The following is a 25,193-nucleotide window of genomic DNA, read 5'->3' as shown; positions in this document are numbered from 1 at the left end:
GCGGGCTCAGACCGCCTGCGACGACACCGCGGTTCCCGCCAGCAGCTCCTCGGCCGCGACCGCGAAGACCTCGCCGCCGGCCTGGCGCAGCAGGCGACGTGAGGCCTGAAGCGCACCGGCACGCTGGCCCCTCGCCGTGCCGACGGCGGCCCGCAGGCGGTCCGCCGTGAGTTTCCGAGCCGGCAGCAGCACACCCGCGCCGGCCTCCACGACACGGCGGGCGACCTCGGGCTGGTCACGGCCGAACGGCACGGCGACCACAGGCACGCCCGCGGCGACCGCCTTCTGGACGATGCCCATCCCGCTGTGGCAGACGACGGCCGCCGCCCGCTCCAGGACGGGCCCGTGCGGCACGAACCGCTCGACGCGGATGTTGGGCGCCGCCGGCAGGTCGACACGCCCGAAGGCATCGGCGAGCGTGATCAGGACCCGGACCGGCTCGTCACGCAGCGCCTGGGCCGCCGCCAGGGCGAGACGCTCGTCGCCCTGGTACTCGGTCGATGTGGTCACCAGCACCCAGGGATCTCCGGGCTCCTCCAGCCAGGCCGGCGTCTCCCCCGGCGGGTCGTAGATCTGGGCGCCCACGAAACGGATGTGGGCGGGGACGTCCGAGCGTGGGTACTCCAGCGGCTCGCCGGTCAGCACCAGCACCTGGTCGGCCTCGAGGAGATAGTCGAGTGGGCTGGTCAGCGGGGCGAGACCCGCCCCGGCCCGCAGCTCGTTGAGCGGGGGCAGCATCGCGGCGCCGAACTGCCGGATGAGCAGCGGCCACAGCACCCTGTCGCGCAGTCGTCCCAGCGGGCCGGACGCCGGCGCGAGACCCATCCCGTACGGCGGGATGCCCTTGCCGGGCAGGGCGATCAGAGTCGGCAGGGTGATCCCCCACCGTCGCCCCGACGCCCGGGCGGCGACCGCGGCGCCATAGGCGTTGGTGTCGACGAGAACCACGTCCGGATCGGTCTCGGCGATGGCCCGGTCGAGGTCGGCCCGTTCCAGCGGCCCCCGCGACATGAGCCCGGCGATCGCCTTCCGCAGCCGCGCCGCGCCAGACCCGGTGGTGGGCTCCCTGACGTCGATCTCGTCGATGCGCGGATCCGTCGGCGCGACATGCAGGCCCTGGGTCCACGGGCCGTCGACGAGCTTGGCCCCGATCCGCAGGTGAACCTCGTGGCCGCGGTCGCGCAGCGCACGCAGGCCGGGCACCAGCGGAAACAGGTGGCCGGGCGCGGTGGTGCAGTAGACGAGATAACGGGCCATGGTCGCGCTCCTTCGGGCAGGACGGTTCGCCGCCCGGCGCCGGTCGCGTGGGCGGGAGAGACAGACGTGGGCGGGTGGGCGGGAGAGGCAGAGAAGAAGTCGGTGGGGAGACGGTTGCGGCGTCAGGGTGACCGGAGGCAGGCCGCGATGAGGTCCGCGACCGCGTGACGTGTCGCCTCCACGGACATCGCCTGATCACGGCGTAGGACGAGCCACAGCTCGACGCCGCAGACGGCGGCGAGCCGGCCCAGCAGATCGTGCCGCCGATCCGGGGCCAGGCCTTCGAGCTCCGCGGCGAACGCCGTGGCCGTCCAGTCGCGGTGGGCACGCCGGCCGGCCTCCGCCACCTCCGCCAGGGCGGGCGAGGCATCCTGCTGGCGGATCGCCCGATCCGTCACGTCGCCCCACCGCTCGTAGTGCCGGGCAAGACGCTCGGCGACCACCGCCGGATCGGAGACGTCCGGGATGCCTCGGGTCGCCTCGATCTGCGGCGCCATCCAGGCACTGATCGCCCGCACCAGGCCGTCCTTCGTCCCGAACCGCCTGATCACGGTCTGGACGCCGACCTCGGCGTGCTCGGCGACCATGGCCAGCGTGACCTGGTCGAACGGGTGCCGGGTGAACAGCTCGGCGCCCGCGGCGAGGATGCGTTCGGTGTTCGCCGCCGCGGCCTCGGAGCGCTGGCGCTGCTGGTAGCCGCGGGTCACCCTCGATTTCACGGTATGGACATTACCGCCGAATGGGGGAACGCGGAACGCGGGCGGCCTGTCACGCGCGCGACGGCGGGACGAACGCCGGACCGGGGCCCGAGCACGTTCGTCACCGCCGCCGCGGGGAGAGAGGAGGATCAGTGCCCGACGGCGTCACCCAGACGCTGGCCGCTCTCCAGCGCCGGCACGAGGCTGACCGTCGGGACCTCGAAGCGGTTGGTCGTCTCGTCCAGCACGATGGCGCGGGCCGTGGCGATGTCGAACCACATGCCGACCAGCTGCAGACGTCCCTCCCGCTCCGCACGCCGCACCACGGACAGCCCGCGCAGAGCCACCAGCTGCTGGGCGACGCTGATCCGGCTCAGCTCGTCGGCGTCCGTGGGCAGGCCACCCGCCACACGTTCGGCGCGTTCGAGCGCCGGCTCGCCGTGGCGCAGCCAGCCCTCCAGATGACGCAGCGGCGCCGTACCCGGAGCCGGGGCGTGCCCGTCGCGGTCGAACAGCGCGTTGATCGCACCGCAGCCGGAATGCCCGCAGACCGCGATGGTCCGGACCCCGAGCACCTCGACGCCGTACTCGATCGCGGCCAACGTCGAATCCCCGACCGCCTGCGGCCCGGGGACGAAGGCACCGGGCGTGCGCACCGTGAACAGGTCACCGGGGCCGCTGCTGGTGATGATGTTCGGCACCAGCCTGGAGTCGCTGCAGGTGATGAACAGAGTGGACGGACGCTGGCCCGCGCTCAGCTCGGTGAGGTACGGCTCGATCATCGGCGCGGTCCGGCGATGGAACTCGTCGACCCCGTTCAGCAGATGACTGTGATCATGATGATGGCCGTGCTGCCAGGACGACCACGGAGCCAGCCAGCGCGGTGGCCGGACCGCACCGCCCTGGCCGCCGCCGGGACGGGCACCCAGCAGGCTCGCCAGGATCCGCCGCTGGCGCGGATGGGTCGGCGCGCCAGGCAGCGCCAGCGGGACGGTGCCGACCGGGTCGACCGTCACCGCCGTCCCGGCGCGATGACGCTCGGCGATCCAGTCGTCCAGCATCTTGTGCGCGCCGTGGTCGAGGTAGTCGACGGCGAGGTCGAGCCGAACGGGTGCCCCCGGCGGCACCTCCGCCAGCCGCCGCGACAGCCGGGGCAGCGAGAGGAAGGTCAGCGCCCCCTCCACCACGACCCGCCAGGGCGATCCGGGGCCGGACGGCGGATGGACGTGGACCGGGGCGACCAGCGTCCGGCGCAACGCCAGCAGCAGTGCCGTGGCGACCCCGAGCAGGACGCCCTCCAGCAGGTTGAGCAGCACCACCCCGACGACGGTCGTCAGGTAGATGGCGAGCTCGCCGTGCTTGGCGATCGCCCGGATGTGGGCCAGATCGACGAGCCGGATACCGATCACGACCAGCAGGCCGGCGAGCACGGCGAGCGGGATGCGGGCCACCACCGGCGCGAGCAACAGCGCGAAGCCGGCCATCCACAGGCCGTGCAGGATCGCCGAGCGCCGGCTGCGGGCACCCGCGCGGACGTTGGTGGAGCTGCGGACGATGACCCCGGTGACCGGAAGGCCGCCGAGCAGGCCGGAGACGGTGTTCGCGGCCCCCTGCCCCAGCAGCTCACGGTCGAGGTCGCCGCGCGGGCCGGAGTGCATCGCCTCCACCGCGACCGCGGACAGCAGCGACTCGATGCTGGCGACCAGGGCGACGGTCAGCACCGACAGCGCGACGGCACCCCACTGGCCGCTCGGGATCTCGGGCAGCTGGATCGCGCCGAGCAGGTCCCCGGGCAGGGTGACCCGCGGGACGTCGAACGGCAGCGAGATGACGGTCGCGGCGGCTACCGCCGCCAGCGGCGCCGGAACGGCGGACAGCGGCCGCGGCAGTCGCGGCCACCCGACGGTCAGCACGATCGTGATCACGCCCAGCAGCGCCGCGGCCGGAACCGACGGCGAGACGATCTCACCGGGCAGCACGACCAGGTTGTCCCACGCCGCGGAGCCGGCGGTGCCGCCGAGCACGACGTGCAGCTGGCCGATGACGATCGTGAGGCCGATACCGGCCAGCATGCCGTGGACGACCGCCGGTGAGATCGCCAGCGCGGCGCGGGCGACCCGGCTGAGCCCGAAAAGTATCTGCAGAACGCCGGCCGCTGCGGTGATGAAGCAGGCGACCCGCCACCCGTGGGTCACGACGATCTCTGCCACGACCGCGGTCAACCCGGCCGCCGGGCCCGAGACCTGCAGCGGAACCCCGCCCAGTGCGCCGGCGACGACGCCGCCGACCACCGCCGCGATGATGCCCGCGACCACCGGCGCTCCGGAGGCGACCGCGATACCCAGCGAAAGCGGAAGTGCCACAAGAAAGACCACGACGGATGCTTCGAGGTCATGGCGCCAGACCCCTCGCGGCGCTCCGTCGAGCGGGCCGCCGCGGTTCAGGCGGCCCGCGGCGGACGCGGTGCCCGTGGGCGCGGAAGACGCGGCGGCGGACGTGGAAGAAGCAGAAGAAGTGGAGGAAAACCCCAGATCGTCGCCGATTCCCGGGAAGCTCGGGTGTTCCGAAACACCGGCGTCCGTCGGGCGACCGCCGCGGTGCGGCTGGTCGGAACGCCCGGAACTGGTACGAGGTCGGGGGGCGCTTTCGGCCCCCGCATGGGAATCCGTCTCCGACGGATAGGGCAACGCGGTCGGGACGGATCCCGCCGGTGGCTTGTTTCTTGGCTCGTGGTGCTCGGCGTGCACGATCGTCTCCTCGGCGAGGGCGCAACGTCAGCGTCAGGCCATCAAGATCTCGATGTTGAGTAGTACAGGTTCGAACACGTTACGTGATTTGGAGCGGGACCCCTGCCTCCACCACCACTGCACGGCAGGAAGAATGTGCCCACCGGGTAGATGACCCGGGCAAGAATCCGGAATAGGACGCCTAGCGCGTCACTTCGAAATCATAGGGTAGCCGCCGCCGCTGACCTGGGATTAAAGGTCCGACGGCCCGGCTACCTGCGACCCGCGTCAGCTCGGGGCTTTCGGCCCGGGGGCGCGGGCACGCCCACTGGCAGCCCACCGGCCGGCCGGCCGGTGGGCGCCCACCCGCACAGCCACCCAAAGCGGATCCCGCACCGCCCCGCACCGCAGCACCAGCAACTCACCCCAAGAGGGGCGAAAGGCGCACCGGGTCGCCTGGCGACCCGCAAGAACGAAGGATTCTGGTCGCCAGAACGACCAAAATCGTTCACGCTTGCGGGTCGCCAAACCGGGCCACCGGGCCACCGGGCCACCGGACGCTCGGGGGTCCGGCGGCGTTCGTGGAGTGCGAACCTCCCCGCCCACCGGCCAGCGATCTTGATCGGCGCCAATCCACAGCAGGCTCGCGGCGGACGACTCGTCGATGATGTGGGCTATGCCGGACCAAGGTGCGTTGCCGACTGGTGCGCGTGAGCTGACCGCGGCGCAGGCCCGCCGCTGGGACGAGGTACTCGGCCTGCTGATGGCGATGCTCCCGGCGCCGGCGGTGCTCCCGGCGCCAGCGGTGCGGATACGGGTCGAGGGCCGGGCGATCGAGGCCGTCGAGGCGATGGCCGAGCGCCTGGGCGCGGCGCTCGACACGGCCGGCCGACCCTGCACCCGGGCCCACCACACCACCGCGGACCGCCCGCCGGCTCTCCCCCCGACCGCATCTCTCGCCCCGACCGCACCTCTCCCGGCCACCGCGACGCTCACCACCGCGGCCAGCGCGCCCAGCGCAGCCGGCACGACCACCGCGCCCGGCACCACGGACGGCCCGACGGACGGACCCGCTGACCTCGTGATCGGCCTGCGGACCCGCTCCACCGGCGACGACGATCTCGATGGCCGCGCGGACGTCATCGTCGACCTGCATGATCTCACCTGGCCGGTGATCCGGCGGGTCGCGGACCGGCTCGGCGTCACCGACACCTGGCACGTCAGCGAGAGCCGGGCCTTCTTCGCGATTCGCGCCACCACGTGGGACTCGAGGTTCGGCGACGACGCGGCCGCCTACGCCGCCGCGGTCGCCGACCTGGCGCCGGGGGCCGGTGCGGTCGTCGTCGACGTCGGCTGCGGCACCGGACGGGCCCTTCCCCCGCTGAGGGCAGCGGTCGGGCCGGCCGGCGTGGTGCTCGGTCTCGACGTCACCCCGCAGATGCTCGAGGTCGCGCGGGACCAGGGCCGGGCGCGGCCCGGCGAGCTGCTGCTCGGTGACGCCCGCCGGCTCCCCCTGGCGTCCGGCCGGGTCGACGCGGTGTTCGCGGCCGGGCTAGTCCATCACCTTCCGGACATCCGGGCCGGGCTGGCCGAGCTGGCCCGGGTCTGCCGGCCCGGCGGCCGTCTGGCGATCTTCCACCCCTCGGGGCGCGCCGCGCTGGCCGCCCGGCACGGCCGCACCCTCCGCCCCGACGAGCCGCTCGCCCCCGGCCGGCTGGGCCCGCTGCTCGCCGCCGCGGGCTGGCGGCTGGACCGCCACGACGACGCCTCGCACCGCTTTCTCGCACTCGCCTCCCGAACGGGCGACTGACCGGCCGACCAGCTGGGCCCCCGCACCACTGCCACTGCCACGCGCCCGAACGGCGAACGCACCGGGAGACGGTCCGGCAGTCGGGAGAACGACGCCTCTACCAGCCACAACACGTCACCCGCCCGACACATCCTGACAAATATTGATGCCACAGTCGGACAGGCCGCAGCCACCGTGGGTCGGACTACCGCCCACGAACGTGCGACCGCGGCACTTCACCCCGCAGGCGCCGTCGGCCGTCAGGCCGGGCAACACCGTCGGCCGTCAGGCCAGGCAACACCGTCGGCCGTCAGGCCGGGCAACACCGTCGGCCGTCAGGCCAGGCAACAAGGAGGAGTGATGTCCGGGTTCCTTTACCGGGTGGGACGGCTGGCCGCGACCCGGCCCTGGCGCGTGATCGGCGTGTGGGTCGTCGCGCTCGTCGTGGCGACGGTGCTCGCCGCCCAGCTGGGAGGCGAGCCGCACGACGACTTCGACGCGCCGGGCACCGCCTCCCAACGCGGCACCGACCTGCTGCGCGTCGAGTTCCCGGCGCTCGCGGAGGCCCAGGCCAGGGTGGTGCTGCACACCCGGGACGGCAGCCCGGTCGCGACCGGGCTCACGGACACCGTCGCGCGGCGGCTGGCCGACGTCCCGGCGGTCGTGGTCGTCAGCCCGCCGCAGGTCTCCGCCGACGGTGACACCGCGATGTTCACCCTGAACTACGACCGCCCGGTCACCGACCTCGGCGGCAGCAAGGCCATCGACCAGCTCGTCGACGCCGTCACACCCGCGGCCGAGGCCGGGCTGACCACCGAGTTCGGCGGCCAGGTGGCCGAGAACGTGCAGGAGGTCAGCGGCACCGCCGAGGCGGTCGGCATCGCGTTCGCGCTGGTCATCCTGCTGATCGCGTTCGGATCGATCATCGCGGCCGGGGTGCCGCTGGCGGTGGCGCTGATCGGTCTCGGTATCGGCAGCGCCGGCATCACGCTCATCGCGGCCGGCACCGACGTCAGCACCATCGCACCGACCCTCGCCTCGATGGTCGGCATCGGCGTCGGCATCGACTACGCGCTGCTGCTGGTCACCCGGCACGTCGAGGGGTTGCGCAACGGCCTGAGCGTGCCCGAGGCCGCGGCCCGGGCCAACGGCACCGCCGGTGTCTCCGTCCTGTTCGCCGGGGTGACGGTCGTGCTCTCCCTGATGGGCCTGCGCCTCGTCGGGCTCAACACGTACGTCACGACCGGCTTCACCACCGCGGCGGTGGTGGTGACGGTCGTCGTCACCGCTCTCACCCTCGTCCCGGCGCTGTGCGGCCTCGCGGGGACCCGGCTGCTCGGCCGACGCGCCCGCGCCGCCCTCAGTGCATCGGCGGCGGCCGGCGCGCCTGTGGCCATGGCCCAGGACACGGCCGATCGCACAGCCCAACCGGAGCCGGAGACCAGGCCGGAGCCGCAGCCGCAGCCGCAGCCGCAGCCGCGACGCACGCTGACCGCGGCCTGGGCCGAGCGGGTCGGGCGACGTCCGCTGCCCTGGGCGGTCGGTGCCCTGCTGCTGTTGCTGCTGCTCGCCGCGCCCATCCTCGGCATGCGCACCTGGCCGCAGGATGCCGGCAGCCAGCCGGACTCCACCTACCAGCGCCGCGCCTACGACCTGATCGCCGCCGAGTACGGCCCCGGCGCGAACGGCCCGTTGATCGTCGCGGCCGACCTGCGCAGGATCTCCGCCACCGACCTCGACGGGCTGGTCCGCCGCCTCGCCGCCACCCCGGATGTCGCCGCGGTCGCCGAACCGGTGGTCGCGCCCAGCGGCGACGCGGCGGTGATCATCGTGACACCGACGGTCGGGCCGAGCGACGAACGCGCCGCGGAGCTCGTACGAACGCTGCGCGCCGAGGTGCTGCCGGCAGGTGTCGAGATCACCGGCCTGACCGCCGTCTACACCGACCTGTCGCGCTGGATGTCCGACCGGCTGTGGTGGGTGGTCGGATTCGTCGTGAGTGTCTCCTTGTTGCTCCTGACGCTCGTGTTCCGCTCACCGGTCGTCGCGCTGAAGGCGGCGGTGATGAACCTGCTCTCGATCGCGGCCGCGTACGGCGTGGTGACCGTCGTCTTCCAGTGGGGCTGGGGGACGGATCTGCTCGGTCTGCCACACAGCGTGCCGATGTCGAGCTGGCTGCCGGTGCTGATGTTCACCGTGCTGTTCGGGCTGAGCATGGACTACGAGGTGTTCCTGCTCTCCCGGATCCGCGAGGACTACCTGGCGACCGGCGACCCGCACGGCAGCGTCGTGCGGGGGCTCGCCTCCACCGGCCGGGTGATCAGCTCCGCCGCACTGATCATGATCGCGGTGTTCGCCGGCTTCGCCCTCGACCCGGACGTCACCGTGAAGATGGTCGGTTTCGGGATGGCGGTCGCCGTGCTCGTCGACGCGACCATCATCCGCATGATCATGGTGCCGGCCACCATGGCCCTGCTCGGCCGGGTGAACTGGTGGCTGCCCGGCTGGCTCGACCGCGTGCTGCCGCACCTGGACGTCCACGGCGGCGGCCCCGCGGCGCCGTCAACGCCCCGCTCCGACAGCGAGCCCACGGCCGACAGCCCGGGCCTGCCCGCCGTCGGTCGCCCGCACCTCCCCCTGCCCCGGCAGCAGGATCCCCTCGCTCCCCTCGACGAGACCGACCAGCAGCAACCCGACCCGATCGGCCGGTGACCCGGCGGCGCACGCCCACGCTGTTCGGTGTTCGGTGTTCGGTCAACACCGAACAGCGTGGGGCGCCGCCTGTGCCGGCCACCGGACAGCACCTGTCAGACCTCGCGATCAGGCAGGCGGACGGCGACGTCCCGTCGGTGTCGCCTACCTCGGTTCGGCCCAGGAGGGTGGTGGTGGGCCCGCCGGCCCGCCCGGCGGAACCTCCGCTGCCGGGTCCGGCGAGAGATCGGAGGATCCGCGTGGTGGTGGCAGCAGTGGCCGCGGATCGATCCTCGCCCGCAGCGCGCTCGCCCGGCCGTTGCTGTTCCGAAGCCCGTGGCGGATCTGCGCGACGAGCTGCCAGGCGCGCGTGGCGTCGGGCTCGACCGCGCCCCCGCCGGCGAACCGGGCCATCTCGGCCAGCGCCGCGAGCTCGCGCAGCGGCTGTTCGACCGCGGCGGTGGCCGGCCGTTGCCCCGCCAGGCCGAGCACCTCGCGGTAGGTCAGCGCCCGCGAGCGGGAAACGCCGTGCTCGGCGAGCCTGTCCCTGGCCTCATGCCAGGCACCGCGCGCCCGTTCGCCGGGGGTGCCGCGGCCACGCGCCGCACGGCGACGCGCCTTCTCGCCGATGATCAGCGACAGGGTGGCCAGGACCAGCCCCAGCAGGGAGACCACGGCGATGAGCAGAGTCCACGCAAGGACACGACCAGCTCCGCCTCCCGCACCGCCGCCGGCGTCCGACGGCGGATCCACGCCCGGTGGTTCGAGCGGCTTCAGCGACGCGGGGGCCTCGATGCTCCTCCCGCCGAGTGGCATCGGCTCCACGGTCGGCGCCCGGTGGCGCAGGTCGCTGATGTCGGTCGGCTCGAACGAGACCCAGCCGATGCCCGCGAGCAGGACCTCCGGCCAGGCGTGTGCCTGCCAGTTCGTGACGGTGAACGCGCCGTCGGTGGTCACCCGGTTACGGTCCAGCAGGTAGCCGACGGCGACCCGGGTCGGGAAGCCCAGCGCGCGGGCCAGCGCGGCGAACGCGGTGGCGTGCTGCTCGGCGTACCCGTGCGAGTCGGACTCCTGTTGGGGATTGAGGAAGTCGTTCAGAACACCGTAGGAGTGCCCCGGGGAAGCGGACAGGTCATACGGATAGCCGGGCCCGGCGAGCGCCTTCTGGAGGGCGTCGAGCCGCTGGTAGGGCGTGCGGGCGTCGCCGACCAGCCGTTTGGCGGTCGCCTCCAGCCAGCTCGGCCGGCCCGGCAGGGTCGTGTAGGGCTCGGCCGCGGGGCCGGTGGCGGGGACGGCCTCGGCCAGCGCCCGCTGGCTGGGCCGCGGCACCTGCATGACCAGCTCGACGCGGTCACCTCGCGCGGGTGTGGCCAGCGCGGCGAGTGATCCGGAGGAAGGCTGGAAGACGAGATCGGGCGCGTCACCGCTCCCGCCGGCCGGTGCGGCTCCGGCGACCTCGGCGGCCGGGTGGTACGTGACGGACGTGGGCTGGCCGAACGTCGGAAGCAGATCGCTGCCGGCCGCGCCGAACGTTACCTCGGCACGCACGGTGACCGAGGCGGACGGTCGCACCGACGACCCGTCGGAGGTCGGAAGCGTCTCGTCGACCCGGACGAACTGGCCGTCGTCGCGCCAGCTGGCGCCGTCGAAGTCGCCGAGCGCGGCGATCCGCACCCGGGTGTCGGCGGCCGCCGGCCTGCCGGTCCTCGGATCGTCGGCCAGTCGCACGGTGAAGACCTCATGCTCCGCGTCGACCAGCTGGGCGCGCACCTGGACGAGCGGGTTGAGCGCGGTGACGTTCTCGACCGGCGGGCTGACGTGCTCACGCGGGTCGAACCGGGCCGCGACCGGCAGCTGGCGGCCGATCACCGTCGCCAGCAGCGTGACGACCACGACGACGACCACTGTCACCACAAGTGATCCGTTCAGCGCACGCCGCGCTCGGCCCGGAGATCCGGCCGGACCGCCAGACCCACCAGACCCGCCAGGCCCGTCGGGACCACCGGCCGGGCCGGTCGCCGGGTCGGGAGCCGCCAGCGGCCGCGCCGCTCGCAGCGCCGCCACGGCCATCGCCAGCAGGATGAAGACGCCGGTGAGCAGCACCGGCGACGGCCGCCAGCCGCCGAGGGCGAGGGTGGCCGCGGTGACGCCGTCGCCGGCGTCACCGACCAGCAGCAGCACCCCGATCAGCCCGGCGACCGGCGGCAGCAGCGGGAGCAGCGTGTTCTCGGTGCGCACGACCAGGACGACCGCGAGGTGGGCCGCCGCCCACAGCAGCGCGCCCAGCGGTATCAGCAGCATCGCGCGTGGCTCGGCCGGAACGGCGGCGGCCAGGACCCGTGGCCAGCCAGCCCGCAGGCCGCTCACCAGCAGGTCCACGTTCCCGGCAGTCAGGACGATGCCGTAGAGCACGCCGCCGACGAGACCGAGCAGCCAGACAAGTTCGATTCTCGCCACCAGATGGGCCGAAAGCCACGCGACCAGCGCGGCGACCACGACGGCACCGGCGAGCGGCGCCAGGTAGCGCATCCCGGCGAACAGCCGGCCGGCGACCAGCGCGGCCGGCAGGCAGGCGAGCGCGACGACCACGGCCTGGGCGATCCGGTCACGGCCCCGCTGGTGCGGCCACGGTGACCGCAGCCACCGCAGCGGATGACGCCGCTGGGATGGCCGCGACGGCTCGGACGGCTGGGAGGCTCGGGACGGCTGGGACTGGGGCCACGGGGAGGGATGCGCGGGACGGATCTCGTCCGTCGGGCTGGTCACCGGGCCGCCCCCGCCCCGGATGTCCACTCGGCCGCGAAGGCCTCGCTGGTACGCGCGTGGACAACCAGCGCACCCGACACCGTCGGCCGCCCCCGCGGCTCCCCGACCAGCACCAGGCTGACCATCGCGAACCGGGGCCTGACCTTCGTCACGGCGGCCAGCTGGCCGGCCGCGGGCTGACCGGTGACCGCCCCGAGGGCCACCCCGGGCTCACCGGGAACCATGCCGGCGAGCGCGGCCAGTCCCGGGTCGCCCTCGCGGGGCGAGACGGCCGCGAGCAGGTCCAGTGCCGCGTCGAGGGACTCGCGGCCGTGACCGGCCGCCACCTGCTCGCCACCGGTGGTGCGCAGCACGACCGGGAAGCCATGGGTATGCCCGGAGACCACCAACGATGCCACGATGCGCACCGCGTCCTCGAACGCGTCACCCGTGTAGGGCGCCGCGCTGGTGTCCAGCACCACCAGCATCGTGGGGTCGTTGGGGATCACGTTGTGCCGCACCATCTTCTTTCGCAGCTTCGCCGTCGACGGCCAGTGGATCAGCCGCGGATCGTCCCCGCGGACGTACTCCCGCAGCGAATGGAAGGCGACGCCGCCGCGCGGAGCGGCGTCCGAGGTCGGGCCTTCCAGGTCGGGCGAGCCACCGGTCGGCAACGGCGGGATGGCGTGCACCCGCGGGCGCACCCGCAGGACGGAGCGCTGCGGCAACGCCCGGCCCACATGGACCAGCCGCAGCGGGTCACTGTGCGCGATGATCAGCGGGCCGATCTCGAACACGCCGCGCCGCGGGGTGGGGATCGGGTAGGTGCGCCGCGCCGACCCGCCGGCGGCGAGCGCGGGCAACGCGACGCCCACCGATCTGCCGGCGACCCGCTCCTGTGCCTGGGCGGGTGGGCAGCGCCGGTTGGCGATGTTGGTGACGGTCAGCTGGGCGAAGGCGGGCTCGCCCTCGACGACCCGCGCCGGATGGATCTCCCGGGAGATCGTCACGTTCGGGGTGACGAGCAGCCAGGCGCCGGCGACCAGCAGGGAAAGTGCCGCGGCGGCAGCCACGACGACCAGCTCGGGGTATCCCAACGCGACCCCGGCGATACCCAGGAACGCCGCCACGAAGGCGACCGCGATCCCCGTCCCGGTAATCATCTCCCGGCCGCCGTCAGTCCGGCACCCGGGCCGACGCGACGATCGCGCGCAGGAGCCGTTCGGGGGTGGTGCCGGCCAGCTCCGCCTCCGGGCGGAGCAGCACCCGGTGGGCCAGCACGGGCAGGACGAGGTCCTTCACATGGTCGGGGGTGACGAACCAGGAGCCGCGGGCGGCGGCGTGCGCCTGCGCGGCGACAGCCAGTGTGAGCGCGCCCCGCGGGCTCACGCCGAGGCGCACCTCCGGATGCGTCCGGGTGGCCACGACGATGTCGAGGATGTAGTGGACGACCGGCTGCGCCAGGTAGACCCGGTGCACCAGATCGGTCATCTGGTGGATCTCCGCCGCCGGGACCACGGGGGCCAGGTCCACGACGGAATGGCCGGCGGCCCGGTTCAGGATCATCTCGGCCTCGGGGCCGTAGTCCGGGTACCCCATCGTCAGGCGCGCCATGAACCGGTCGATCTGGGCTTCGGGCAGGTCGTACGTACCGCCGTGCTCGACCGGGTTCTGCGTCGCGATCACCAGGAACGGCCGTGGCACCGGATGGGTCGCGCCGTCCACGGTGACCTGCCGCTCCTCCATCACCTCCAGCAGCGCCGACTGGGTCTTCGGGGACGCCCTGTTGATCTCGTCCGCGAGGACCACGTTCCCGAACACGGCGCCCCGGCGGAACTCGAACCCGCTGGTCTGCTCGTTCCAGATCGACACCCCGGTGATGTCGGTGGGCAGCAGGTCCGGGGTGCACTGGATGCGACGGCTGGTGCCGCCGTCGAGGGAGCCGGCCAGGGCCTTCGCCAGCGAGGTCTTGCCCACGCCGGGGACGTCCTCGATGAGCAGGTGCCCCTCGGCGGCCAGGCAGGTCACGGCCAGCCGGATCACCTCCGTCTTGCCGCGGATGACCCGCTCGACGTTCTCGACGATCCTGTTGCAGCGATCGGCGAACCAGGCCACCTCCGATGGCGTCACAGCCGCACGCTGCCTGATCGGATCCGGCATTTCTCCTGCCTCTGTTCGGGGTCGTCTACTTGGTCGGTTCGGCTGTTCGTCGGGATGGACCGGCCGCCGAGCCGGTGGGCGAAGTCGCGCGTCAGCGGTACACGACCACCGCCAACAGGACCAGCGCCGCGATCAGGGTGACCAGGCCGAACACGACGAGCGCGCCCCGCACGCCAGCCCGCGGATCCGCTCCGTCCCGCAGCCGGGCCACCAGCGGGCCGGTGGTGACAGGCGGCCCGGTGGTGACAGGCGGGCCCGTGGTGACAGGCGGGCCCGTGGTGACAGGCGGGCCCGTGGTGACAGGCGGGCCCGTGGTGACAGGCGGGCCCGTGGTGACGGTGGTGACAGGCGGGCCGGTGGTGACAGGCGGATCAGCGGTAGCGGGCGGGGCTGTGGGCACAGCACCAGCCGGCTCGGGTTCGACGCCCGGTCCACCCACGGGTGACCGCTCGGCCAGCACCCAGGTGGACGGTTCGACAGGCGGGCCGCCGGTGGCGGGCTCGGCCGGCGGCCTACCGGCGGGCGGCTCGACGAACGGTCCGTCCGTTGCGGCCTCGGCAGCCGGTCCCGTCGTCCGGGGCTGACCGGCCGGCTGGCTGTCGGACCACCTCTGGCCAGGGCGCCCCATGGGGGAACCCGGCGCGATCGGCGGGTCGGCGCGGTGCGGCCGGGGAGCGTCCGAGACGGGGGCGGTGTAGCCAAGCGCCGCCGCCTGGATGTCGGTCTCAAGAAAGGCCTGAAAACCGGCCCGGGTCAGCCAGGCGTTGCCCCACGATTCCGCCGCCGCGGTAGCGAGCTCGAACGCGAACTCCCGGGCGTTCTGGTGACGCTCGGACGGGGCGTAGGCCAACGCCGTCCAGATCACCCGATTGACTTTCTCCGGGATGCCGCCGACATGGTTCGACCTGGCTGCTTCCGGGCCCACCCCGGAAACCGTCATTCGGCCGTTGAACAGCTCGAAGGCGACGAGACCCAGCGCATAGACGTCCGCGCTCGGATACAGCGGGTCGGTTCGGAACTGCTCAGGAGCCATGTATCGCGGCGTGCCGGCCGGATTCAGGGTGTGCACCCCGGAGTCCTCGAGGACACGCGCGATTCCGAAGTCGGTCAGTTTCGGTCGGCCGTCCTCGGTGAACAGAATGTTCGCCGGTTTGACGTCCCGGTGCAGGACCCTGCGGTCGTGGGCCGCGGCGAGTGCCGTGGCCACCGCCAGCACGACCGCGCACGACCACTCGGGCGACCGGATGCCCTGGATGAGACGATCGCCCAGCGTGCCGCCGGGCAGCAGCTCCATGACGATGAGGATCACGGTCAGATCCGGTGCGGCCACCCCGGCCGGCCGTGGGGCACGGAGCGTTCCAGGCGCCTCGAATCCCAGCCGTGGTTCGAAGGAGAGGTTGACCGGGATCGCGCGATGGATGCCGACGATGTGCGGATGGTTGACGCTGGCCAGCAGTCTCGCCTCGCGCAGCGCCTCGGCCTGAGCGTCCTGACCGCCGCTGAACGCACTGGGATCCACCACCTTGACGGCGACCTGGCGGCCCAGCTCGTCAGCGCACTCGAAGACGACGCCGAAGGCTCCCCGGCCCAGCAGCCCGTCGACCCGGAATCCCGGTAACGCCAGACCCAGCCAGGCACGTAACCATGCCGGCTCGGAGATCATGCCCCGGTCTCGGCGGTGGACGTCCTGTTTGGGCACAGCATGTGAAACGGACGGAACGAAACCACGGCCCTCGCCTGCACAGCGACGGGAAACCACCCCGCGACGGGCAGAGGCACACGGGAAACCGCTGCGCCGGCCCACCGCCCGGCTGCCCGCATGCGGCGCCCCCACGTTCCCAGTTGTCAGCCCGGATACACACGAAGCGCCGGCCCACGCACCGCATCCCGCACAGGACGGCATCCCGGCAAACAGCTTGTATACGGAACACAACCTGCGCGATCAGCATAGTGGTGTGCCGGTCCCCTGCGCCCCGGCCCCCGTGGCGCGGGATGTCAGCCATTGGACACGCCCGCGCACCGGGCACCTACGGTGTGGGACGGGGTACCTCCGGTATCCGGAGTCTGAAGGTCGAACCACCGCCCGGCGTGGCCGAATGGTCCGCACCACCCCCGTGGGAACGCATCACGGCGTCGACGATCGACAGGCCGAGTCCGGTGCCGCCGGCTTCACGCGAACGCCCGGCATCGGCGCGATAGAAGCGCTCGAAGATGTGGGGGACGTCCTCGGGTGCGATACCCGGCCCGTGATCGGCGACGGTCACGACCCCCCAGCCGTCGCCGGAACGGACCGCCTCGACCTCGACCGGGGTACCTGCCGGCGTGTGCACGAGCGCGTTGCGGACGAGGTTGCCGACCGCCTGGCGCAGCCGCGGCTCATCACCGGTGATCTCCAGCAGCGGCGCCACCTCGACGGTGATCGTGCGGGTGGGATCGACCGCACGGGCGTCGGCGACGACATCCCGGACGACGGCGGCGAGGTCGACCGGTTCCGGCCGTCGCCTTGTTCCCTGGTCGAGGCCCGCCAGCAGGAGCAGGTCGTCGACGAGCTCACTCATCCGAGCGGCCTCGCTCTCGATCCGGCGCATCGCCAGGGCGAGATCATCCGGACGGTCGGCGACGCCCCGGTGGAACATCTCGGCGTACCCCTGGATCGACGTCAGTGGCGTGCGCAGTTCGTGGCTGGCATCGGCCACGAACTGCCGCAGCCGGTTCTCGGAGCTCTCCCGCTGCCGGAACGCCGCCTCGATCTGCGCCAGCATGGTGTTGAGGGCGCGTCCCAGCCGACCCGCCTCGGTACGGGGACCGGCATTCGCGACCCGCCGGGTCAGATCGCCGGCCGCGATCGCGTCGGCCGTGCGCTCCATCTGCTCCAGCGGCCGCAGTCCCAGCCGGACCACGACATACCCGAGCGCGGCCGTGGCTGCGGCGACGATGAGACTGGCCACCACCTCGATGCGCCAGATGTCGTCGAGAGTCGCGTCCATCGCCGTGTAGGGGACGGCGACGACGAGTACCTGCCCAGGGTCGCGGGAGACCGCCAGCACGCGGAATCGGTCACCGCCGCCGACCGCGGGCACGGCCGTGAGCTGGCCGGACCCGCCGGGCTGGCGCCGCGCCTCGTCCAGCAGGCTCCCCGGGACGTCGGGGCGTGGCGTCTGGCCCGGCGTCCCGCCGGGGTTCGGCCTCACCTCGGCGACTCGTCGGTCGTCCGCGTCGAAGAGCGCGCCGTAGGTGCCGACGAGGTAGGCCGTTCCGAAGCGCGGGTAGTCGTGATCCTTGTCGGACGGCAGGTACTCGCGGTCGATGTCGCCGTCGGAGTCGGGATCCAGGCCAGCGCCGGAATCCGTACCCGGTTCGGACGGCCGTGCCAGCGCCCGCTCGACCAGCGGCTGGGCCGCACGCACCTGCTGGTCAAGCCGATCGCCGAGATACCCCTCGATCGCGCTGTGGGTGCCGAGCGCCGCGAGTGACAGACCGGCACCGATCAGCATGACCAGGGCAAGCAGCAAACGGGTTCGAATCGACACCGCCGGCCTCGGCTCAGCGCGGCAGCCGCAGGACGTACCCGACGCCCCGGACCGTGTGGATCAGCGCAGGCGCGACATGGTCGATCTTCTTGCGCAGATAGCTGACGTAGGTCTCCAGCACCCGGGCGTCGCCCGCGAAGTCGTGCCCCCACACGTGGTCGAGCAGCTGGGCGCGGGTGAGCACATGCCGCGGGTTGCGCATCAGGACGTGCAGCAGCCGGTACTCGGTGGCGGTGAGCTCGACGTACCGACCGGCCCGGCGCACCTCCCGGGTGTCGGGATCGAGCTGAAGGTCGGCGAACTCGAGCACCCCGGACATCTCGGCACCGTGACCTGCCCGGCGCAGGATCGCCCGGACGCGGGCCATCAGCTCGCTGACGACGAACGGCTTCGTGACGTAGTCGTCGCCGCCCAGCGTGAGGCCGTGCACCTTGTCCTCGGTGGTGCCCCGAGCCGTCAGGAAGAGAGTCGGGATGTGGTGACCGGAACGCCGCAGCCGGTCACACACCGCGAATCCGTCGACGTCCGGCAACATCACATCCAGCACGATCAGATCCGGAGCACCGAGCGCGACCTTGGTGAGCGCCGCCTGGCCGGTGCTCGCGGTCGCCACCTGGTACCCCTCGTAGCGCAGCGCCATCGACACCAGGTCCGTGATCGGCTCCTCGTCGTCGACGACGAGGATCGTCGCCCTCTGTTCCATCAGCCGCTCTGCTCCATCAGCACAGTCTCACCCCTGCCATCTCGTGGATTCGCAGCCGGGAAGCCCACGGACGCGCGCTCGCGCACATCCCGGATGTGTGCCAGCCGGATGTGTGCCAGCCGGGTGAGCCGAGCTGGGGCCGGCCGTGCGCCGGGACGGCGTCATTCAGGCACTCCAGGCACCGCCCGCGGGCCCTGGCCGGCGGCCATCGCGACAGCCCCCGGGAAGCCGCCGCTGCGGCGGATCGCGCCGGTGCCGCTGACCAGCAGCCACGCCCAGCCCTCCGGCTCCAGCTCGGCCAGGAAATCCACCGCCTGCGGCCCTGCCGCCACGGCCGCGGTCGCGTAGCCGTCGGCGAGCGCCAGGTCCGGCCCCACCACCGTGGCCGACGCCAGATCGCTGACCGGCACGCCGGTGGCGGGGCAGACGATGTGGGCGCCCCGCTCGGCGGTTCCGGATGTCGCGACCGCGATCTCGGCGGCCTCGACCACCGCCACGAGACGGCCCGCGGCGAGGGGATCAGCGACCCCGACCCGCCAGGGCCGCTGGGCCGTGGCCCGGACCCGGACATCCCCGGCGGCGTTGACGCAGTGGTCGACAGCGCCCGCCGCGGTCAGCACCGCCGAGGCCGCATCCGCCGCCCATCCCTTCACCAGGCCCGTCGGGTCGAGGGTGCCGTCGCCCCGCCAGGCCGGGTCGAAGCTGCCCGCCGAACGTCGTCGACACAGCTCGGCCAGGCGCAGGACGTCCCGCAGCTGGCCGGGGCAGTCCGCGAGCTCGATCTCATGGCGCCGCAGGCGGGAGACCCACGAGTCGGGGCGGTAGGTGCTGAAGTCCGCGTCGGCCCGGTGCAGGCATGCGACGGYGCTGTCGATCGCCGCGTCCAGCACCGCCGGCGGCAGTTCGGTACGCACGGCGATGCTCACCACCGTGCCCATCACCGGCTCGACCCGCCTGCCGCCAGGGTGGCGCGCGCCCGCGGCCTCCCGTGGGCTAGTCACCGATACCGGCCTGGTCCAGCGCCGACTGGACCGAACGCAGGTAGCCCACGCTGGTGTAGGTCGCCCCGGACACCGTGTCGACCGCGGCGCTCTGGGCGTCGAGGACCGCCTGGCGCAGGATCGGGACCGCCTCGGCGTTGATCCGCCGGTCCCGCCCGTTCTGGTCGGGCAGGGCCAGCGCGACGACGTCCGTGATCTGCCCGTTCCGCAGGTCGACCCGCACCTGCACCGGGCCGAAGCGGGTGCTGACCGAATCGCCGGTGACAGTTGTCACCGAGGTGTCCCCGGCGCCGGTACCGGATTCGGCCGAGCTGCCCGACTCACCCGCTGACGAGGAACCGCTCCCCCCACCCCCGTCCGCTCCCGCGGATCCGGTCGAGCCCGCGGCGGCCGAGCCGGTGGATCCGGTCGAGCCCGCGGCGGCGGTCGAGCCCGGCATGGTCGCGATCGCCGCCGACGGGGCCGGCGGGGCGCCCGTCACCGCCTTGGCGCCGACCACCAGCACGACCGCCCCGAACAGCGCGGCGAGCCCGAGGCGCCCGCCGAGCCAGTGGCCTGGGCCCTGCGCCCGGCCGTGGTCACTTCCGGACCGAGTCATCGGAGGCTGAACTCCTCGTGGTGGATGCGGACGGCGGGAACGCCGAGCTGGCGCAGTGCGTGCGACAACGAGGTGATCAGGCCCGGCGGGCCGCACACGAAGACCTCCCGCCGCGCGACGTCCGGCACCGCCGCTGACAGGAAGCGCGGCTCGAGCGGGTCGTAGCCCAGCTCGCGGCGGCTTCCGACGACCCGGTGGAAGGTCAGCCGCCCGGCCTCCGCGAGCGCGTTCAGCTCCCCGGCGAGCGCGAGGTCCTCCACCCGGTTGGCCCGGTAGATCACCGTGACGTCGACGCCGCGCCGGACCAGTTCCTCGGCGAGGGCGCGTACCGGCCCGATCCCACTGCCGGCACCCACGAGCAGGGCACCGGGGGTCGTGACCTGATCGGCGGTGAAGTGGCCGAACGGCCCCTCCGCCAGCACCGGGGTGCCGGGCCGCAGCCGGGCGAGGGCGCCCGAATGGTCCCCGGCGTCCTTCACCGTGATGCGCAGCCGGTGCGGCGACGGCGGCGCGGACACCGAGTAGGCGTGCGCGGTGAGCCAGTGGCCCGGGGTGAGGAACCGCCAGAGCAGGAACTGCCCGGCGGCCACGCCGAGGCGGTCGAGATCCCGCCCACCGATCTCGACCGAGACAACCCCCGGCGCTTCGGGCACGACCCGCTCGACCACCATCCGGTGCCGGGCGAAGCCCAGCAGTGGCCAGCCCAGCCGCCAGACCACCAGGCAGGTCGCGACCACCGCGTAGAACGCGATCCACAACGCCCGGTTGAACGGCCGGCCGACGAAGTCCGGGCCGGCCGCGATCTGGTGGAAGAACGCCAGCGCGACGGCCMGGTAGGCGGTCAGATGCAGCAGGTACCAGGCCTCGTAGGACATCCTGGCGCGAGCCGTCCGCCCGCTGGCCACCCCGACCGCGACGAGCCCGACGGTGCCGATCGTCGCCTTCCACATGTCCGGGTAGGTCATGACCACCGAGACGAGCTCCGACAGCGGCTGATGATGCTCGACGAGCCCGAGTCCCCACACGGTCAGCAGGACATGCCCGACCACGAGCAGGACGACGTTCGTCCCGAGGGTGCGGTGCCAGGCCGCCAGCCGGTCGAAGCCGACGGCCCGTTCCAGCGCGGGTACCCGGGCCATCAGCAGGAGCTGCACGAGGACCAGATAAGCGGCGAGGAGCCCCGACACGTCCCCCATGGCGGTGAGGACCTCGCCGGCGCCGCCGACGTCACCCGCCGCGGTGTCGAACCACCACATGCCGAGCACCGCGACCCCGCCGAGAACCAGCCCGAGCCGAACGGCACGGGAGGCGGCCGACCGGTGCCCACCCGCCAGCCACCCGGAGGCTGGCAGCGAACCGCGCGGGTTTCCCGCGGGCGGCGCTCCCCCGCCGTCGACCGCGGGAACAGCGGGGCCGGGCCTGGCGGGCGGATGGGTCGTGGGCATGCGTCCACCGTGGACGGCGATCCTGGGAGATCCCTGAGAGCTTCCCGAGAAAGCGCCGAGGTTCCGCGGCCAGGTCCAGCGCAGCCGCGACCTCCTGGTCGGTGGCTGTCGGATACGCCCGCACGACCTCGCCCGTCGCCGGGCCGACGACGGCGTAGTCGGTGGGCGCGGGCCCGCCGCTCACCGTCCGGCTCCCGCTCGTTGCAGCGGCGACGTCGCCGCCAGTGAGCCGGCCAGGACGTCCAGGCCCTCGGCGAGCAGGTCGTCGCTGATCGACAGCGGCGGCAGCAGGCGCAGCACGTTGCCGTCGGTGCCGCAGGTCAGCACGATCACACCCTGCTGATGCACCGCCGCCGCGACGGCACGGGCCAGCGCCGGGTCCGGTGTCGTCGTGCCCGGCTCGACGAGCTCGACGGCGATCATCGCGCCTCGCCCGCGCACGTCCCCGATCCGCGGATCAGCCGCCCGCAACCCGCGCAGCCGCGTTCTCATCAGATCGCCGATCGCCGCGGCGCGGGCCACGAGGTCCCCTGCCTCGACCGTCTCGATCGCGGCCAGCGCCGCCGCGCACGCCAGCGGGTTGCCGCCGTACGTCCCGCCCAGCCCGCCGACCTGCGGCGCGTCCATGAGGTCGGCACGACCGGTCACCGCGGAAAGCGGCAGCCCGCCGGCGATCCCCTTGGCCATGACGATGAGATCGGGGACGACGCCCTCGTGGTCGCAGGCGAACATCGCGCCCGTCCTCGCGAAGCCGGTCTGCACCTCGTCGGCGACGAAGACGACGCCGTTCGCCCGGCACCAGGACGCCAGCGCCGGCAGGAATCCAGGTGCCGGTTCGATGAAACCGCCCTCGCCCTGGATCGGCTCGATCACCAGGGCCGCGAGGTCCTCGACAGCGGCCTGCCGCCTGATCTCGTCGATCGCCCGGATCGCCGCGGCCGGGCCGTCGACCGCCGGACCGTCCCGGAACGGGTACGACAGGGGCGCCCGCACGACCTCGCCCGCGAACGGGCCGAACCCCCGCTTGTAGGGCGTCTCCTTCGCCGTCATCGCCAACGTCAGGTTCGTCCGGCCGTGGTAGGCGTGGTCGAAGACGGCGATCCCGTGCCGGCCGGTGGCCGAACGAGCGATCTTGACGGCGTTCTCCACCGCCTCGGCGCCGGAGTTGAACAGCGCAGTCCGTTTCTCGTGCCGCCCCGGAGTCAGGCGGTTGAGCGCCTCGGCCACCGCGACATAGCCCTCATACGGCGTGACCATGAAGCAGGTGTGGGTGAACGCCGCCGCCTGCTCCTGCACGGCGGCCACGACCCGCGGGGCGCTGGCCCCGACCGTCGTCACGGCGATCCCGGAACCCAGATCGATGAAATGGTTGCCGTCGACGTCGACCAGCACCCCACCGCCGGCGTGTGCAGCGAAGACCGGCATCGTCGAGCCGACACCGGACGCCACCGCGGCGGCCCTGCGGGCGGCCAGGCGACGTGACCGCGGTCCCGGAACGCCCGTGACCAGGAGTCGGTGCTGCGGGATGTCCATGGAGCCACTCTCCGCCCGCCCCGGCATGCTGTCTAATTCCAACTGGGAACACATTCCATGTTCTGCAGGCATGGGTGATTGGCGGGAAGGAACGGGTGACGGYCCGATGGAGCTGCGGACGGTCCGGTACTTCGTGGCGACCGTCGACGCGGGATCCGTCAGCGCGGCCGCCACGGCGGTGCGGGTGACCCAGCCGGCGCTGTCCCGGCAGCTGCGCCAGCTGGAACGGGAGCTCGGCGTCGACCTGTTCGAACGCTCCGGCGGGCGACTCACCCTCTCCCCCGTCGGGCGGGCGCTGCTGCCACTCGCCCGCGAGCTGCTCGACCGCGCCGACGCGCTCCGGCATGCCGCCACGTTCCACGCCGCCGGCCGTATCGAGCGGATCACGATCGGCGCCCCGGCCACGACCCTCGCCGACGTCGTCGCACCGTTCATCACGACCCTGACCGCGGGCGACCCGACACCGGCGATCCTCACCGCGGACAGGCTGACCACCGCCGAGACCCTGGCCATCGGCGCCGACCTCGCGATCGGCACCGCGACCGTCCGGCCGCCGTACCGCGCACTGCCGCTGGCGGTGCTGCCGGTATGGGCGTACGTCCCGCCAGCGCATCCCTGGTCCGGTCGCACGGCGGTGTCGCTCGGCGAACTCCTCGAACAACCGCTGGTCGTTCCGCCGGAGACGTTCACCGCCAGGGAGGCGCTTGACAGGGCGGTGGCAGCCGCGGGGCTCACCTACGCCGATCTGACCGAGGCCAGCGACGGAACCGTGGCCCAGGCCCTGGCCGCCGCGGGCCGCGGCGTCGCGGTCGTCTCCGACGATCCGCGTTTCGAGCTCACGCCCACAGCGATCCTGGCTGACAGTTCACCGCTGCGGGTCCGGCTGCTCGCGGCCTGGGACACCCGCCACCCAGCAGCAGAGGCCCTGGCGGCAATCGCCACCCGCCTGGCCCGCTACATCATCAACCGCTACGGCCCCGACACCGCCCCCAACACCACCCGGGCACGGCGCGAGCAGGAAAAGGCCGACTGATGCCGCTGGCGCCTCATCAGCACCAGCCTCAGAACGGACGGGAGCCCGACCCGGCAAAAGCCCCCGCACGCATGGAAACCCGGTCGGCAGCAGCACCGATCGACACACCGACGAACGACACGTCACGCCAAGGTCGAGACCTCGCAGCACGACCAACAAAAAGCCGCCGCACAGGAGAAAAAGAAAAAACCCCAACACCCAAGTTCCATCTAACTTCAGAACCGATTGGGCGGGGGTTTCGGGGGCGGAGCCCCTGACTCGGGGGTTCCAGGGGGTCGCCCCCCTGGGCAGATATTACGCGGGAGCCCGGGAGCATCTTCCCAAAGGGAAATGCGAACACGTGAACCCCGATCGCGTGGAGCTGAGGGGGTGGAGCTTGAACCCCGATCTCACCCGCTACCTGCAAGAACGTGACGTCAGCCCCACAGGCGAAAGCCGATCGTAACCGTACGGCTCCAACGAGTGGAGGGCCCACCCGGGGTAAGCACCCCGGGTGGGCCTTCTGCGTTTCACGATCACGTCTAGTGCTAGCCAGGCCGCTAGCTTTAGCTAGCACCTGGCATACGGAGGGCGGCGCTTCGAGGTCACGGGAGGTCGTTCCGGGTGACTTCTCTCGGATCGTCCGTGGGTGCCGCGAGGGTCTGCGGCCTCCAGAGTTCGCCGAGAGTGACAACGACCTTGTCCAGCATCGCTTTCTGACCATACTCGTAGGCGACGGCTTCGTTCTCGGTGACCTGATTGCCGGCAGTGAGCAGCGGCTTCGGGTCGGCACCGAGGATAGCGAACAGCGCCCGGCGATAGTCGGATTTTCTGAGTGGCGACCTCTCCTCGCTCTCGGTGTCGAGTTCGAGGAGGTTCATCACGTACTTCCGGTAGAGGGTGATAACCGCCGGCTCACGTTCGCGGAATTCCGGTGTCACCGGATCACCAGCCCAGCACCAGAGGAATCGGTATCGGGCGCGACATCGAATTCGATCGGCGCCACATCGTATCCGTCGAGGTGGCGCATCCGGGCCGTATCCGTCGAGGTGGCGCATCCGGGCCGATCTTTCGGCTGCGGCAACTGATTCATAGGGGAGCAGAACTCCGCCGATACTGGGTTCCGGGCCGCCCTCGTACCAGACGATGGCGTAGACGGTCTCGTTGTTCAATGTCCGGCCTCCCACTCCGCCCGACCCGCGCGGGCCCGATCGACATGTGTTTCCTGTCGACGGCGGCAACCCGGGTCCGGGAGTCCGAAAGACGTGGGGTGTCCTCCGCTGCGACCGAACCCGGGTGCCTGGC

18 protein-coding genes are annotated in these 25,193 nt (G+C 72.7%); 3 read left to right on the top strand and 15 right to left on the bottom strand.

Annotated features, from left to right (window positions below):
* Positions 1 to 6 precede the first annotated feature (6 nt).
* The 3 genes from CcI49_RS08150 to CcI49_RS08140 form a co-directional block, all read right to left on the bottom strand.
* Positions 7 to 1,257 carry a nucleotide disphospho-sugar-binding domain-containing protein gene (locus CcI49_RS08150; RefSeq protein ID WP_054566942.1) on the bottom strand — a complete coding sequence of 417 codons (1,251 nt, stop codon included), beginning with the start codon at positions 1,255 to 1,257 and terminating at the stop codon, positions 7 to 9.
* Positions 1,258 to 1,379: 122 nt separating this feature from the next.
* Positions 1,380 to 1,976 (bottom strand): TetR/AcrR family transcriptional regulator, encoded by a 597-nt coding sequence (locus CcI49_RS08145; RefSeq protein ID WP_054566941.1) that lies wholly within the window; start codon positions 1,974 to 1,976, stop codon positions 1,380 to 1,382.
* A 128-nt stretch (positions 1,977 to 2,104) separates the two neighbouring features.
* Positions 2,105 to 4,702: a SulP family inorganic anion transporter gene (locus tag CcI49_RS08140; protein WP_063793095.1), complete on the bottom strand. Its 2,598-nt coding sequence runs from the start codon at positions 4,700 to 4,702 to the stop codon at positions 2,105 to 2,107.
* Between the two features lie 655 nt (positions 4,703 to 5,357).
* Between CcI49_RS08140 and CcI49_RS39545 the strand changes: the two genes are divergently transcribed.
* Positions 5,358 to 6,491, top strand: a complete 1,134-nt coding sequence (locus tag CcI49_RS39545; protein WP_241839958.1) for a class I SAM-dependent methyltransferase — start codon at positions 5,358 to 5,360, stop codon at positions 6,489 to 6,491.
* Positions 6,492 to 6,830: 339 nt separating this feature from the next.
* Complete coding sequence (locus tag CcI49_RS08130; RefSeq protein ID WP_076825447.1) at positions 6,831 to 9,182, top strand: MMPL family transporter; 2,352 nt, start codon at positions 6,831 to 6,833, stop codon at positions 9,180 to 9,182.
* 144 nt (positions 9,183 to 9,326) lie between these two features.
* On the opposite strand, the gene CcI49_RS08125 is transcribed toward CcI49_RS08130, so the two are convergent.
* The 10 genes from CcI49_RS08125 to gabT form a co-directional block, all read right to left on the bottom strand.
* A complete protein-coding gene (locus tag CcI49_RS08125; protein ID WP_131831032.1) occupies positions 9,327 to 11,927 on the bottom strand; it encodes a transglutaminase domain-containing protein in 2,601 nt (866 codons plus the stop codon).
* Positions 11,924 to 13,069 carry a DUF58 domain-containing protein gene (locus CcI49_RS08120; RefSeq protein ID WP_076825442.1) on the bottom strand — a complete coding sequence of 382 codons (1,146 nt, stop codon included), beginning with the start codon at positions 13,067 to 13,069 and terminating at the stop codon, positions 11,924 to 11,926. The genes CcI49_RS08125 and CcI49_RS08120 overlap by 4 nt, the downstream gene beginning before the upstream one ends.
* Positions 13,070 to 13,082: 13 nt before the next feature.
* Positions 13,083 to 14,066 (bottom strand): MoxR family ATPase, encoded by a 984-nt coding sequence (locus CcI49_RS08115; RefSeq protein ID WP_054566937.1) that lies wholly within the window; start codon positions 14,064 to 14,066, stop codon positions 13,083 to 13,085.
* Positions 14,067 to 14,157: 91 nt separating this feature from the next.
* Entirely contained in the window at positions 14,158 to 15,729 is a 1,572-nt protein-coding gene (locus tag CcI49_RS08110) for a serine/threonine-protein kinase (protein WP_076825440.1), read from the bottom strand.
* 364 nt (positions 15,730 to 16,093) lie between these two features.
* The gene (locus CcI49_RS08105; protein ID WP_076825438.1) at positions 16,094 to 17,596 is read right to left on the bottom strand and encodes a HAMP domain-containing sensor histidine kinase; all 1,503 of its coding nucleotides are present in this window, start codon (positions 17,594 to 17,596) and stop codon (positions 16,094 to 16,096) included.
* A gap of 13 nt (positions 17,597 to 17,609) precedes the next feature.
* Positions 17,610 to 18,299 carry a response regulator transcription factor gene (locus tag CcI49_RS08100; protein WP_076825435.1) on the bottom strand — a complete coding sequence of 230 codons (690 nt, stop codon included), beginning with the start codon at positions 18,297 to 18,299 and terminating at the stop codon, positions 17,610 to 17,612.
* 161 nt (positions 18,300 to 18,460) lie between these two features.
* Positions 18,461 to 19,237 (bottom strand): FAD:protein FMN transferase, encoded by a 777-nt coding sequence (locus CcI49_RS08095; RefSeq protein WP_076825433.1) that lies wholly within the window; start codon positions 19,235 to 19,237, stop codon positions 18,461 to 18,463.
* Positions 19,238 to 19,292: 55 nt separating this feature from the next.
* A complete protein-coding gene (locus tag CcI49_RS08090) occupies positions 19,293 to 19,898 on the bottom strand; it encodes an FMN-binding protein (protein WP_054566933.1) in 606 nt (201 codons plus the stop codon).
* Complete coding sequence (locus tag CcI49_RS08085; RefSeq protein ID WP_076825431.1) at positions 19,895 to 21,343, bottom strand: ferredoxin reductase family protein; 1,449 nt, start codon at positions 21,341 to 21,343, stop codon at positions 19,895 to 19,897. The genes CcI49_RS08090 and CcI49_RS08085 overlap by 4 nt, the downstream gene beginning before the upstream one ends.
* Positions 21,344 to 21,523: 180 nt before the next feature.
* On the bottom strand, positions 21,524 to 22,903 hold the full coding sequence (gene gabT, locus CcI49_RS08080; RefSeq protein WP_116437361.1) for a 4-aminobutyrate--2-oxoglutarate transaminase: 1,380 nt from the start codon (positions 22,901 to 22,903) through the stop codon (positions 21,524 to 21,526).
* Positions 22,904 to 22,982: 79 nt separating this feature from the next.
* Here gabT and CcI49_RS08075 point away from each other — a divergent pair, with 79 nt between their 5' ends.
* A complete protein-coding gene (locus CcI49_RS08075) occupies positions 22,983 to 23,909 on the top strand; it encodes a LysR family transcriptional regulator (RefSeq protein ID WP_076825428.1) in 927 nt (308 codons plus the stop codon).
* Between the two features lie 584 nt (positions 23,910 to 24,493).
* On the opposite strand, the gene CcI49_RS08070 is transcribed toward CcI49_RS08075, so the two are convergent.
* The gene (locus CcI49_RS08070) at positions 24,494 to 24,829 is read right to left on the bottom strand and encodes a hypothetical protein (protein ID WP_076825426.1); all 336 of its coding nucleotides are present in this window, start codon (positions 24,827 to 24,829) and stop codon (positions 24,494 to 24,496) included.
* The gene (locus CcI49_RS41980) at positions 24,826 to 24,981 is read right to left on the bottom strand and encodes a hypothetical protein (protein WP_158230724.1); all 156 of its coding nucleotides are present in this window, start codon (positions 24,979 to 24,981) and stop codon (positions 24,826 to 24,828) included. Before CcI49_RS41980 ends, CcI49_RS08070 begins: the two co-directional genes overlap by 4 nt.
* Positions 24,982 to 25,193 lie beyond the last annotated feature (212 nt).

Origin of the sequence: Frankia sp. CcI49, assembly GCF_001983215.1 — a bacterium.
GTDB classification, from domain to species: domain Bacteria; phylum Actinomycetota; class Actinomycetes; order Frankiales; family Frankiaceae; genus Parafrankia; species Parafrankia irregularis.
Note: the sequence above shows the minus strand (reverse complement) of the source record. Positions and strands in the feature narration are given on the sequence as shown.